This is a genomic window from Shinella sp. WSC3-e (assembly GCF_945994535.1).
In the GTDB taxonomy this organism is placed as follows: Bacteria; Pseudomonadota; Alphaproteobacteria; order Rhizobiales; family Rhizobiaceae; genus Shinella; species Shinella yambaruensis.
Genome location: NZ_OZ000535.1, coordinates 20,795 through 34,424 on the forward strand (window position 1 = coordinate 20,795; position 13,630 = coordinate 34,424).

A 13,630-nucleotide genomic window follows, 5' to 3' on the forward strand; every position below is an offset into this window, starting at 1 on the left:
GGCGGACTGTCTAGAGGAGGGGCCGCATGGCTTCGGGCATTCGGGCGGAGGACAGGGCGGCCTTCGATGCATTTCTCGCGCTCTCGAGGGAGATCGGCAGCGACATCCTGAAAACGCAGGGTGCCGGCGGCAACACCTCGTTCAAGCGGGACGGCGTGATGTGGGTGAAGGCCTCCGGCACCTGGCTTGCCCATGCCGGCGAGCGCGACATCATGGTGCCGGTGGAGGTCGCGCCGCTGGTGGCGGCGCTCAGGGCGCGCGACCCGAGCGCCGAAAAGGCGACGGATTTCGTCGTCGCGGCGCTCAACGCCTCCGGCCTGCGCCCGTCGATCGAGACCAGCTTCCACGCGGTGCTGCCGCAGGCCGTCGTCGCGCATTATCACTGCGTCAATGCCATCGCCCTTTCCGTGCTGGCCGGGCGGGAGCGCATCCTCGCCGAGCGCATGGCCGCGCTGCCCGATCTGACCTGGGCGATGATTCCCTACCGCCGCCCCGGCACGCCGCTCGCCCACGAGATCGATCGCGTCGCCGCGCGCCGGCCGGACGTGCTGATCCTCTTCAACCACGGCATCGTCGTCACCGGCGAGACGGTGGAGGAGGTGCGCGCGCGCATCGCCCGCGTGACCGCCGCCCTTTCGGTGGACGAGCGGGCGACGGCGCCGGGGGACGCGGCGCATCTCCAGGCCCTCGCCGAAGGCGCCCCCTTCCATGCCGCCGAGGATGCCGGCAGCCACAAGACCGCGCTCCATCCCGCCAACCTCGCCGTCGCCACGGGCGGTTCGCTCTATCCCGACCATGTCATCTTCCTCGGCACGGAGATCGGCGTGCTCGGCGCGGGCGAGACCGTGGCGGCCTATGCGCAGGCGCGCGGCGCGCGGGGGCTCGACATGCCGAAGATGCTGCTCGTGCCCGACCGGGGCGTGCTGCTCGCCGACGCGCTCACCGCTGGCGGCCGCGTCATGGCGCGCTGCCTGGCGGAGGTCGTGTCGCGCGTGCCGGAAGGGGCCGCCATCGTCCATCTCGGCAGCGACCAGGAATACGAGCTCACCCATTGGGAGGCCGAGCAATACCGCCAGGCGCTGGACCGCAAGGCGAGCCAGCGGGCATGAGCGCGGCGTCCGGACCCGCCGTCGCGCTCGGCATCGATCTCGGCACGTCCGGCGTGCGCGCCGCCGCCCTTGCCGCCGACGGCACGCTCGTCGACATGGCGTCCTCGCCGTTCCGGGATGCCGCGGCCGGCCGCTCGCCCGCCGCGTGGCGGGCCGGCGTCGGCGCGTGCCTCGGCGAACTTGCCGCGCGCGGGGCGCTTGCCGCCATAACGGGCGTCGCGGTCGACGGGACCTCCGGCACGGTGCTCGCCATCGATGCCGGCGGCGCGCCGATCGGCGATGCGCTGATGTACAACGATCCCTGTCCCGACCGGGCCGTCCTCGACCGGATCGCGGCGTCGGCGCCGGCGGACAGCCCGGCGCGGGGCGCGACCTCGCCGCTCGCCAAGGCCGTCCATCTTTCGCGCCGGGCCGGCGTTCACGCCATCGTGCACCAGGCGGACTGGATCCTCCTGCAGCTCGGGCTCGCCGCGCCGGCGAGCGACGAGAACAACGCCCTGAAGACGGGCTACGATCTCGCCGCGGAGCGCTGGCCGGACTGGATCGAAGCCTGCGGCATGGATGCCGGCCTCCTGCCGGAGGTGAAACGCGCCGGCGCGCCGCTGGCGACCGTCGGCGCGGCGGGCCGGGCCCTCGGCCTGCCGGACGGCTGCCGCTACCACGCCGGCACGACGGACGGCTGCGCCTCGTTCCTCGCGACGGGCGCCGCGTCCATCGGCGACGGCGTGACCGCGCTCGGCTCGACGCTGGTCGTCAAGCTCGCCTCGGCGGAACCGGTCGATGCGGCGGACTACGGCATCTATTCCCACCGCATCCTCGATTTCTGGCTCGCCGGCGGGGCCTCGAATTCCGGGGGCGCGGTCATCCGCAGCCTTTTCGACGACGCGCAGGTGCAGGCGATGACGCCGCTGCTGCGGCCGGACCGGCCGACCGGCCTTGCCTATTATCCGCTGCTGCGGCCGGGCGAACGGTTCCCCGTCAACGATCCCGCCCATGCGCCGCGGCTGGCGCCGCGCCCGGCCGATGACGTCGTCTTCTTCCAGGCGATCCTCGAAGGCATCGCGGCGATCGAGGCGTCGGGCTATGCGCGGCTGGCGGCGCTCGGCGGCCCGCCCCTGTGCTCGGTGCGCACGGTCGGCGGCGGCGCGGCCAATCCGGCCTGGACCCGCATGCGGGAGGCGGCGCTCGGCGTTCCCTTCCTGCCGTCGAATTCGGCGGAAGCGGCCGTCGGCACGGCGGCCCTCGTCCTTGCCGGAAAGGATCGCTGGCCATGAGCATTGCCCCGAAGACCGACCTTGCGGCGCTGGCGGCCCGCTACGATGCCTTTCTCGTCGACCAGTTCGGCGTGCTGCGGGACGAGGACGGCGCCTATCCCGGGGCGAACGAGGCGCTGCTGCGCCTCAAGGCGCTGGGCAGGACCGTCATCGTGCTGTCCAATTCCGGCCGCAGCGGAGACTACAATGCCGAACGGCTCGTCAAGCTCGGTTTCGACCGGGCGGGCTTCGACCGCTTCCTCACCTCCGGCGACGTCGCCTACGACATCCTTGCCGGGGAGACGGCCGGTTCCGCGGCCGGGACACGCTGCCTGACGATCTCCAGCGGCGGCGACCGCAACCTTGCCGACCGCCTCGGCTTCGAGAGCGTCGAGGACGCGGCCCTGGCCGATATCGTGATCATCTCCGGCAGCGAGGCCGATCGCGTCCCGATGGCGGACTACCGCCGCCGCCTCGCCCCCGCCGCACGGCGCGGCGTGCCCTGCTACTGCACCAATCCCGACCGGCACAAGCTCGCAAGCGGCGGCGCCACGGCGCCGGGCGCCGGCAGCATCGCGCTGGCCTACCAGGATCTCGGCGGGCCGGTGCGCTGGTTCGGCAAGCCCCATCCGGCGATCTACCGGCAGGCGCAGGCGCTGCTCGGGGGTCTTGCGGCCGACCGGATCGTCTGCGTCGGCGACAGCCTGGAGCACGACATCGCCGGCGCCGCCGGCGCGGGGCTCGCCTCCTGCCTCGTCAGGACGGGCATCCTTGCCGAAAGCACCGGGCCCGAGCTTGCCGCCCTTGCCGACCGCCATGGCGCGCACCCCGCTTTCGTCATGGAGCGCTTCGCCGCCTGAAGCCGTCCCGCGCGGACAGGCTTCGTCCGGGACACGGGTCACCCCACGGTCGCGTCGAGGGCCGCTGCCGTCGAGCATCCGACCGGCAACATGGAAATCCTCCTGCGCACGGCGCGCAAACTGTCCGACGGGCTCGTATTCACGGAATGACGCGGCATCGCCCGCATGCGTCGAGGATCGGCTACGACCAGCGTGCGAGGGGTGCCGGGGAGGATTTCCGCAAGGTCTGCGCGCGCGTCTCCGCCGCTCTGGCGGATGCCGACGCGGCGGCGGGGCGCGCCTGCTGCGGCGCGGGGCCGGCGGCGAGATCGTCGAGGAACCCGTCGCACCAGGCGAACACGTCGTTGGTGCGCAGCGTCTTCATCATGGCCGTCCAGCGCTCCCGGCGCTCCTCGACGGGCATGGCGAGGCTGCGGGCGATGGCGTCCGCGGTGCCCTCGACGTCGTAGGGATTGACGAGCACGGCCTCCTTCAGTTCCTGCGCGGCCCCGGCGAAGCGGGAGAGCAGCAGGACGCCCGGATCCTCCCCGTTCTGCGCGGCGACGAACTCCTTGGCGACGAGGTTCATGCCGTCGCGCAGCGGCGTGACCAGGGCGAGCTTGGCCATGCGGTAGAGCCCGGCCAGCGCCGGGCGGCGCAGCGAGCGGTTGATGTAGCGGATCGGCACCCAGTCGACCGTGCCGAGCGCGCCGTTCACGCGGCCGGCCTGTTCGGCGACGGCCCGCTGCATCGCCTCGTATTCCGGCACTTCGGAGCGTGATTTCGGCGTGATCTGCAGCAGCGTCACCTTGCGCTGGCTGTCGGCATGGCGGGTGAGGAAGGATTCGAAGGCATCGATGCGCTGGGTGATGCCCTTGGAATAGTCGAGCCGGTCGACGCCGATGATGAGCTGCTTGCCGTCGAGGCTCTGCAGCATGCGCTTGTGCAGCGCGGTCTCGGCCGCCCGTTTCGCCAGCGCGGCGAAATCGTCCGTCTCGATGCCGATCGGATAGGACCGGGCGGTGAAGGTCCGCTCGCCGGCGTTGAAGCGAAACGCGTCCAGCCGGTCGCCGAGGCCGTGCCGCGACAGGCAGTCGGCGAAGTTCTCGCGGTCATGCTCGGTCTGGAAGCCGAGCACGTCATAGGCGGTCATGCTCGTCAGCAGCGCCTCGTGCACCGGCATGGCGTGGAAGACGTCGGGCGCCGGCCAGGGGATGTGCAGGAAGAAGCCGATCCGGTTGGTCACGCCCTGCCGGCGCAGCTCGGCGGCCAGCGGGATGAGATGGTAGTCGTGGATCCAGATCAGGTCGTCCGGCTCGATGAGCGGCAGGAGGCGGCTTGCGAAGAAGCGGTTCACGCGGAAATAGCCGGCCATTTCGCGCCGGCCGTATTCGGCAAGGTCCAGCCGGTAGTGGCAGATCGGCCAGAGCACCCGGTTGGCAAAGCCCTGGTAGTATTCCTCGACGTCGCGCTCGGTGAGGTCGGTGAGCGCATATTCGATATTGCCCTCCTTCAGCCTCTGCAGCGGCCCGACCGCATCGTCCGTGCAGGACCGGCCGGACCAGCCGAGCCAGAGCCCGCCGCGTGCCTCCAGCGCTGTCTGAAGGGCGACGGCGAGGCCGCCGGCAGGAGCAGTCCCGCTCTTGTCGGGAATGGGAACGCGGTTGGAAACGACGACGAGACGAGCCATGAATTCGGTACTACCTTGTGGGCCGCGCCCCTCATTGCATGAGGGCTTTGCGAGGGCGCGTTGAACCCGAAAAAGAGGAATTTTGCGCCAGCGGACAGCGCTGGCAGACTTTTTCGCAATGCACCGTAAACGGCCGGGGGCCGGGAAGGTTCCCTAAAACCGGCGATTTTGCCGCCCGGCGGGGCCGTTTTGCGGCTCGGCTCGCCCGGGGACGAGACGCTTCAGGGGCGCTGGAGGGAGGTGTCCTCTCCGGCCTGCCGCTCCCGGTGGCGCGGTCCCTTGGGGAACCATCCGGCGACGCGCGCGCCGACCGGGTCGAGCAGCGTCAGCACCACGGGCACGAAGACGAGGGTCAGGAGCGTGGAGGAGATGAGGCCGCCGATGACGGCGTGGGCCATCGGGGCGCGCTGCTCGCCGCCCTCGCCGAGGCCGATGGCCATCGGCAGCATGCCGAAGATCATCGCCAGCGTCGTCATGATGATCGGCCGCAGGCGCACCGCGCCGGCATCCGCCAGGCTGTCCTGCAGGCTCTTGCCTTCCCGCCGGCCCTGGTTGGAATAGTCGACGAGCAGGATCGCGTTCTTGGTGACGAGGCCCATCAGCATGATGAAGCCGATGATCGAGAACATGTTGAGCGTCGAGCCGGTGACGAGAAGGCCGATCAGGACGCCGATCAGCGACAGCGGCAGCGTCATCATGATGGCGACGGGCTGGAGGAAGGACCCGAACTGCGAGGCGAGGATGATGTAGATGAAGATGACGGCAAGGGCGAGCGACTGGAGCGCATAGCCCATGCTCTCCTGGAGGTTTTCCGCATCGCCGCCGAAGCTGATGCGGTAGCCCGCCGGAATCTGCATCTTCGCGATGGCGGCGTTGAGGTCCGCCGTCACGTCGCCGAGCGCGCGCCCCTCGATATTGCTCTCGATCCGGATCTCGCGGGAGAGGTCCTTGCGCGTGATGGCGTCCGGCGCGGTGCTTTCGATGACGTCGGCCACCTGGTCGAGCAGAACGGTGATCGGCTTGCCGTTCTCGTCCGTCCGGCCGGTGGCGATGGTGAGGTCGCGAAGCTGCGCGGCATCGCGCCGGCCCGTCGCCGGCAGGCGCACCACGACATCGTAGGTCTCCCCGTCCGGCGCGTTCCAGACGGATATGGCATCGCCCGCCACCAGCGGGCGCAGGGTGTCGCCGATGGCCGCGATCGAGACGTCGAGGTCGCTCGCCGCCTCGTGGCGGATCCGCACGGCGAGCGTCGGGCGCTTGTTCTCGATCGACGATTCGACCTCCGTCGCGCCGGGAATGGCGGCAAGGGCGGTGGTGATCTCGTTGGAGATGCGGCGCAGCTCCGCCTCGCCGTCGCCGAGCACGGAAAGCTGGAGCGGCTTTTGCGACGAGCCCATGCCCGTGTTCTGGCCGATGGAGACCTCGAGGCCGGCAATGGAGGCGAGGCGCTTGCGGAACGGCTCCATGCTGGCCGCCGTCGTCACCGAGCGCTCGGTGCTCGGCTTGAGCTGGACGGCCACCGTCGCCTCGTTGAAGCCGCGCGCGCCGCCGGCATTGATGGTGGAATAGATGGTGTCGACATAGTCGAACTCGCGCAGCGCCCGCTCGACCTGGCCGACCTTCGCCGCCATGTAGTCCAGCGACGCGCCCTCGGTGGCCTTCAGCGCGATGGAGACCTCGCCCTGGTCGGCCGGCGGCAGGAATTCCGCGCCGATGCGCGGCACGAGCATCAGGCTTGCGAAGAACAGCGCGATGACCACGAAGACCGTCGTCTTGCGATAGCGGAAGGTCCAGCGGATGAGCCGGCGATACCGGTCGGCGAGGCGCTCGAACCAGCGGTCGAACCGCGCGATCAGCCGCCCGAGCGGGCCTCGCTTCGCGTTCACCTCGGACTGCGGATCGTACCAGACGCTCGACAGCATCGGGTCGAGCGTGAAGGACACGAAGAGCGAGATGAGCACTGCGACGGCGACGGTCACGCCGAACTGCAGGAAGAACCGGCCGATGAGGCCGCCCATGAAGGCGACGGGCAGGAAGACCGCGACGATGCACAGCGTGGTGGCGAGAACGGCAAGGCCGATCTCGTTCGTGCCGTCGAGGGCGGCGTCCACATGGCTCTTGCCCATGTGCAGATGACGCGTGATGTTCTCGCGCACGACGATCGCATCGTCGATCAGGATGCCGATCGACAGCGACAGCGCCATGAGCGTCATGGTGTTGAGCGTGAAGCCGAGCGCATGGATGAGCGCGAAGGTGCCGATCACCGAGATCGGCAGGGTCAGCCCGGTGATGACGGTCGAGCGCCAGGAATTGAGGAACAGGAAGACGATCACCACGGTGAGCACGCCGCCCTCGATCAGGGTGCGCTGGACCTCCTGCACCTGGGCGGCGATGGGCCGGGAATTGTCGCGCGTCACCTTCAGCTCGATCCCTTCCGGGGCAAGCTCGACATTCAGCGCCGCGATTTCCTTGCGCAGTTCCGCCGCCACTTGCACGGTGTTGGCGCCCTGCACCTTGACGACGTCCAGCCCCAGCGAGGGCATGCCCTGGTAGGTGGCGCGGCTCGTCACCTCGGCGCCGATGTCGAGGATCGTCGCGACGTCGGACAGATAGACCGGATAGCCGCCGCTCTGCGCGACGATGATGCCGTTGAAGCCCGCCACATCCGGCACGCGGCCCTCGACGGTGACGATCCTCTGGTTGATGCCGGAGATCAGCGTGCCGGCGGCGCGGTCCTGGTTCTCCTTGCGGATGGCGTCCATGACGGAGGTGACCGCGATGCCATAGGCTTCGAGGCGGTCGGGATCGACCATCACGAGCACCTGGCGCTCGCTGCCGCCGACCAGCGAGATCTGGCCGACGCCGGCGATGACGCTGAGCCGGTTGGTGATCACGCGGTTGGCGAGCGTGGTGATCTCCGAAAGCGTGCGCTTCGAGGACGAGGCGGCGATGGAGAGGATGGGCGCGTCGTCCGGATTGAAGCGGGTGACCTGCGGCGTGTCCACCGCGTCGGGGAAGCTCGCCTCCAGCCGCGCGACGCGGTCGCGCACCTCCTGGGCGGCCACCTGCGAATCCACGTCGAGCTCGAACTGCACGACGACGACGGAGCGGCCCTCGTAGGATTCGGAGATGATCGTGTCGATGCCGCCGATCGTGTTCAGCGCCGTCTCGATCGGGCGCGACACCTCGCTTTCCACGGTCGAGGGCGAGGCGCCCGTATAGCTCGCGGTGACGACGACGATGGGAAGATCGGTCTCGGGGAACTGGTCGACGCCGAGGCGGAAATAGGAGAACAGCCCGATGACCAGGATCGTCACCATCATCATGGTGGCGAAGACGGGATGGCGGACGCTGATGCGCGTGAGGAACATCGCTTACAGCCCCTCGACGACGACCGGCATGCCCGCTTCCAGCGCCGGCAGCGGCGCGGACACGACGACGTCGCCGGCTTCGAGCCCCGAGACCGCGACGAGGCCCCGGTCCGTCCATGCGGTGCCGAGCACGACCGGCTGGCGGCGCAGCACGCCCTCCGTCACCTTGAGCACGAAGCTGCCCGTCTGGTCCTGGCGGATCGCCGCGTTCGGCAGGGCGATGACGCCCTTCCGCTCGTCGACCTTGAGGATGCCCGTCGTGAACATGCCGCCCTTCAGCGTGCGGTCGTTGTTGTCGATCGCCAGGAAGACCCGCACGGCCCGCGAGCCGGCGACGGCGGTGGGCGAAATGCGCGTGACCGCGCCGGAGAAGGTCCTGTCCGCAAAACCCTCGACCGTGAGCTCGACCGGCTGGCCGACCCGCACCATGGGAATGCGGCTGGTCGGCACGCCCGCGTCCACCTCCATCCTGGAGAGATCGACGATGGTGAGGAGCTCGGTGTTGAGCGCCACCGTCTGGTCCTGCTCGACGGGCCGCGAGGCGACGACGCCGTCGAACACGGCGCGGACCTCCGCATCGGCGAGGTCGCGCTCGGCATCCGCGATCTCGGCCTGCTTCGAGCGAAGCTGGGCGGCGAGATTGGCGACATTGGCCTCGGCCTCCAGGGTCGCCGCCTCCGTGGACGCGCCGCTCTGACCGAGGCTGGTGGTGCGGCGCAGGACGGATTCGGCAAGCTGCAGCTGCGCGGTCAGGGCCTCCGCCGAAGCCCGGCGCACGGTCAGCGTGGATTCGAGCGCCCGCGTGTCGAAGCGCACGAGAAGGTCCCCCTTCCTGACGACGTCGCCGACCTTGACGGGCAGCTCGACGATCGTCGAGGCGACGCGTGCGGCATGCGTCGACCGGCGGATCGGCGCCAACGATCCGGAGATCCGCACGTCGCTGGCGATGTCGCGCGGCTCGACGCGCGTGACGTCGACCGCGGCGAGCTCCAGCGGCGCGGTCGACGCGGCGGGCGTTTGCGCCCACGCGGCCTGCAGGCCCCCCACGGCGATGGCGATCAAAACCCATGCGGCCCCGGCCGCGTTTGACCATGCCTTGTTGCTTGCGAACATTGTTGCTCCGGATCACAGCCGACGACGTTGGAGCGGAACGTAGAGTTCCGGTCCCCTACAATCCAGAAAGGGAGACGGAAAACAGAAAGAATTCTCGACGGCGTTGCAGCCATGCCCCGCATCGCGGCGGTGCGGCCGGGAATGTCGCCGGCATGCCCGGCCCGGCCGGCGACGCCTCCGGAGCGGCGGATTTCCGGGGGTGCGGGCGCCGGCCCCCGGCGCGAAGCACGTCATCGCGGGAGGAGCCGGGGCCTTCCTCCTGCGATGAGGACCGTCCTGCCGGCCCGTGCGGCCGCCTACTTGACGAAGGCCTTGCCGAGGCCCATCGCGCGCTCGAAGATCATGATCACGGCGAGCGTCAGCAGGATGAGGAGCGCCGAGGCGGCGGCGACGAGCGGGTCGGCCTGGTTGTAGACATAGTTGTAGAGCTCGACCGGAAGCGTGCTGATGCGCGGGCCGGTGAGGAAGAGCGTGATGACCACCTCGTCGAAGGAGACGAGGAAGCAGAGCGCGGCGGCCGCGACGATGCCGGGCGTCAGCATCGGCACGGTGACGCGGAAGAACACGGTCAGCGGTTTTGCGCCGAGCGTGCGCGCGGCCTCCTCGCAGGCGCGGTCCTGCGTGCTGAGCGAGACGGCGAGCACGCGCAGCGCATAGGGCAGTGTCACCACCAGATGGGCGAAGACGAGGCCGTGCATCGTCGCCAGCAGCCCGAAGGAGGCGAAGACGATGAGGATGGCAAGGCCGAGCACGATGGTGGGCAAAAGCAGCGGCGCGGTGAAGAGGTTGAACAGGAGGTCCCGTCCGGTGAATTTCAGCCGGGTCATCACCCAGGCGGCCGGCACGGCGATGACGATCGAGAGCGCCGTGACGATCGCCGCCAGCGACAGGCTGGTCCAGAAGGCCTTCAGCATCTGGCTGTTGGCGAAGAGCGCCGAATACCACCGCGTCGACCAGAAGGAGGGCGGGAAGCGCAGCACCTGGTCGCCGGAAAACGACAGCGGGAAGACCAGGATGACCGGCGCCAGCAGATAGACGAACAGCACGAAGACGAGGATGCGCATCGGCCAGGAGGTCTTGTGGATTTCCATGGGTGTATACCTCCTAGTCGAGACGCCGCAGCACGGCGGAATAGGCCCAGAGCGCCGCGCCGAACACGATGAGCACGAGGATCGAGAGGGTGGAGGCGAGCGGCCAGTTGAGCGTGACGATCGCCTGGTCGTAGATCTCGGTCGCCAGCAGGAAGACCCGCCCGCCGCCCATCAGCTTGGGCGTGATGAAGGACGAGACGGCCAGAACGAAGCACAGCAGGCAGCCGAGCGCGATGCCGGGCAGCGTCAGCGGCAGGATGACCTTGCGGAAGGTGCGGGCCGGCGTCGCGCCGAGCGTGCGCGCGGCCTCCTCCACCCGCGGATCGAGCCGGCCGAAACCGGCCATCAGCGCCAGGATCATGTAGGGCATCAGGATCTCGGTGAGGCCGATGAAGACGCCCTTGATGTTGAACATCAGGCTCGGCGCCGGCAGGCCGAGCGCCTTGATGGCGCTGACCACCGGGCCGTCGTCGGTCAGGATCGCGATCCAGCCATAGGTGCGCACCACGGCGGAGGTGAGCAGCGGCGAGATGACGAGGACGGTGAGGAAGGTCCGCCAGGAGCCGGAGGCGCGGTGCAGGTAGAGCGCGATCGGGTAGGAGACGACGAGCGTCGTCAGCGTGATGGCAAGGCTGATCCAGACGGAATTGAGCACCAGCTCCAGATAGAAGGGATCGCTGAGCAGGCCCGCCCAGTTCTCCCAGGTGAAGACCTGCTCGATGCCGCCGCCGATGCGCGACCGGTTGAAGGAATAGCGGGCGAGGTTGAGCACCGGCAGGATGAAGCCGATCGCGTTGATGAGCGCGATGGGGAGCAGGAGGAGGACGGCGAGCTGGCCGTCGCGCCAGGCGCGCGGAAGGGCGGGGGCGGCGCTCATTTCTCGCCCGCCGGATAGATGAGCGTGTCCTCGGCCGACCAGCCGAGCGTGACGCTGTCGCCGGCGGAAAGCGGACTGCGGCCCCGGCGCGTCGCCTCCTCGACGACGATCTCCTCGCCGCCGACGCTGACGCCATATTGCACGAGGTCGCCGATGAAGGTGATGGTCGATACGGTGCCCTCGACCTTGTTGTCGGCCTCGCCCGTCTCCTGGAGGCGGATGCGGTGCGGGCGCACGAGGATGTCGACGGCGCCGGCGGGCAGGCGCGTGGCGGAGCGGAGCTGCTGGCCGGCCCCCGTGAGGGTGCCTTCCGCGGTTACCACGCCCTTGAGGCGGTTCGTGCGGCCGACGAAATTGGCGACGAAGGCCGTCGCCGGGCGCTCGTAGACCTCGGTCGGCGTGCCGAACTGCTCGACATGGCCGCCGCGCATGACGACGACGCGGTCGCACATCGACAGCGCCTCGACCTGGTCGTGGGTGACGAAGACGGCGGTGATGCCGCTCTCTTGCTGGAGGGCGCGGATCTGCACGCGCATCTCGTCGCGCAGCTTGGCATCGAGATTGGACAGCGGTTCGTCGAGCAAAAGGATCGACGGTTCGATGACGAGGGCGCGGGCGAGCGCCACGCGCTGCTGCTGGCCGCCCGACAGTTCCTTCGGCTTGCGATGGGCGAGGTGGCCGAGCTGGACCATCTCCAGCGCCTGGGCCGCCCGTTTCTCCGCCTCGCGGGCAGGGACGTTGCGCATCTGCAGCCCGAACTGGACGTTGTGCGAAACGTCCATGTGCGGGAAGAGGGCGTAGCTCTGGAAGACCATGCCCATGTCGCGATCATGGATGGGAAGGTGCGTGATGTCGCGCCCTCCCACCATGATGCTGCCCCGGGAGGGTTTGTTGAGGCCGGCGATGATCCGCAGCGTCGTGGTCTTTCCGCATCCCGAGGGGCCGAGGAAGGCCACCATCTCGCCCTTGCGGACGGAAAGATCGAGCGAGGGGATCACGTTGACGGCGCCGAAGCTGACGCCGATTCCTTCCAGTCTGAGATGCTCGTCGGGAGCGGAAGTCGTGGGCATGGAGAACTCCTGGGGCAATTCCGGCACGGAACGCGGCCTGTCCAAGGGCGGAACTGCGGAAAGACAGACAGATAAAGCGTTTCCGTGATCGGAGAAAACGGAAACGCTTCCGGCTGGCATCAGCGGCTGAGCGGAATGACGCGGCGGCGCCACTGCTCGGTGATGGCGTCGCGGACCTTGGCGACCTCGAGCCAGTTGATGTCGATCATCCTGTCCATGGCGCCGGCGGCGGTGCGCTGCAGCGCCTTTTCCGAGATGAGCGCCGCGGCCTTGGCGTTGGTGGGCGCGTAGAACATCTGCTCGGTGAAGGCGGCCTGCGCCTCCGGGCTCAGCGCATAGTCGATGAATTTCTTCGCACTTTCGCTGGCCGGCCCGCCCTTGACGAGGCCGATCACGTTGATCTGGAAGCCGCTGCCTTCCTGCGGCAGCACCACGCCGAGCTTGCCGTCGGAAAGATCGGCATAGACCTGCGCGCGGGCGTTCCAGCCGATGCCGATCGCCGCCGTGCCGCTGGAGATCGGCTGGTAGACGTCGGGCCGCGGCTCCCAGGTCTGGACGAGGGGCGCAAGTTCCTCCAGCCGCTTGAGGCCGGCCTCGACGCTCTCGATATAGTTCGTGCCGCCGGCCATCTTGTCGGTGATGATGGTCAGCGTCGTGCCCTGGATGTCCGGCACGGCGGGAATGGAGACCTGCTTGGCATATTGCGCGTCCCACAGCGCGTTCCAGGAGGTCGGCGCCTGCTGCACCTTGTCGGTGTTGTAGAGCAGGACGAGGTTGTCGAAGGTGACGCCGGCGGCGTTGACGCCCTCGTAGCGCGCCTGGGGATAGAGGTCGGCGAGATGCTTCGTCACCGTCTCGTCCATCGGCGCGAAGATGCCCTCGTCGGTCGCGGCCTTGGCGACCGAGACGTCCATGATGGCGATGTCGATCTGTGGCGCGCTTGCCTGGGCGCGCAGCGTGCCCAGCATCTGGGCGGAGTTCGGCATGCCGTAGAATTCCACGGTGATGTCGGGATTGGCCTTCATGAAGGGCTCGACGACGGCCTTCACGTAGTTTTCCTGGAAGATGCCGGAATAGGCGGTCAGCACCACCGTATCGGCCATCGCCACGGATGTGGCGAGGGCCATTGCAAGCGCGGCAAGGCCGGCGCGGGTTGCGTTCTTCATTGCGGTCATGAGTTTTCCTCCGCTCTTGAACCGATTGTTCCCGTTTGCTTT

General features: G+C 69.0%; 10 protein-coding genes. 3 read left to right on the forward strand and 7 right to left on the reverse strand.

Features of this window, described 5'->3' with window-relative positions:
- The first annotated feature begins 26 nt into the window (after positions 1-26).
- From AABF56_RS32485 to AABF56_RS32495, 3 genes are read left to right on the forward strand one after another with little or no spacing between them, the layout of a single operon-like run.
- A complete protein-coding gene (locus AABF56_RS32485; RefSeq protein ID WP_272808793.1) occupies positions 27-1,109 on the forward strand; it encodes a class II aldolase/adducin family protein in 1,083 nt (360 codons plus the stop codon).
- A complete protein-coding gene (locus AABF56_RS32490) occupies positions 1,106-2,383 on the forward strand; it encodes an FGGY-family carbohydrate kinase (protein ID WP_272808794.1) in 1,278 nt (425 codons plus the stop codon). Before AABF56_RS32485 ends, AABF56_RS32490 begins: the two co-directional genes overlap by 4 nt.
- Positions 2,380-3,222, forward strand: coding sequence for a TIGR01459 family HAD-type hydrolase (locus AABF56_RS32495; protein ID WP_272808795.1), 843 nt, complete (start codon positions 2,380-2,382; stop codon positions 3,220-3,222). Before AABF56_RS32490 ends, AABF56_RS32495 begins: the two co-directional genes overlap by 4 nt.
- 181 nt (positions 3,223-3,403) lie before the next feature.
- Here the strand turns inward: AABF56_RS32495 and otsA are convergent, their stop codons facing one another.
- The 7 genes from otsA to AABF56_RS32530 all read right to left on the reverse strand — a co-directional run bounded on the left by otsA (position 3,404) and on the right by AABF56_RS32530 (position 13,579).
- Positions 3,404-4,891: an alpha,alpha-trehalose-phosphate synthase (UDP-forming) gene (gene otsA / locus AABF56_RS32500; RefSeq protein ID WP_272808796.1), complete on the reverse strand. Its 1,488-nt coding sequence runs from the start codon at positions 4,889-4,891 to the stop codon at positions 3,404-3,406.
- Between the two features lie 221 nt (positions 4,892-5,112).
- Positions 5,113-8,262: an efflux RND transporter permease subunit gene (locus AABF56_RS32505; protein ID WP_272808797.1), complete on the reverse strand. Its 3,150-nt coding sequence runs from the start codon at positions 8,260-8,262 to the stop codon at positions 5,113-5,115.
- 3 nt (positions 8,263-8,265) lie between these two features.
- Entirely contained in the window at positions 8,266-9,375 is a 1,110-nt protein-coding gene (locus AABF56_RS32510; protein ID WP_272808798.1) for an efflux RND transporter periplasmic adaptor subunit, read from the reverse strand.
- Between the two features lie 296 nt (positions 9,376-9,671).
- A complete protein-coding gene (locus tag AABF56_RS32515) occupies positions 9,672-10,466 on the reverse strand; it encodes an ABC transporter permease (protein ID WP_272808799.1) in 795 nt (264 codons plus the stop codon).
- Positions 10,467-10,479: 13 nt separating this feature from the next.
- On the reverse strand, positions 10,480-11,343 hold the full coding sequence (locus AABF56_RS32520) for an ABC transporter permease (protein WP_064332940.1): 864 nt from the start codon (positions 11,341-11,343) through the stop codon (positions 10,480-10,482).
- Positions 11,340-12,413: an ABC transporter ATP-binding protein gene (locus tag AABF56_RS32525; protein ID WP_272808800.1), complete on the reverse strand. Its 1,074-nt coding sequence runs from the start codon at positions 12,411-12,413 to the stop codon at positions 11,340-11,342. The genes AABF56_RS32520 and AABF56_RS32525 overlap by 4 nt, the downstream gene beginning before the upstream one ends.
- Before the next feature lie 119 nt (positions 12,414-12,532).
- Positions 12,533-13,579: an ABC transporter substrate-binding protein gene (locus tag AABF56_RS32530; RefSeq protein WP_338341946.1), complete on the reverse strand. Its 1,047-nt coding sequence runs from the start codon at positions 13,577-13,579 to the stop codon at positions 12,533-12,535.
- Between the last annotated feature and the right edge of the window lie 51 nt (positions 13,580-13,630).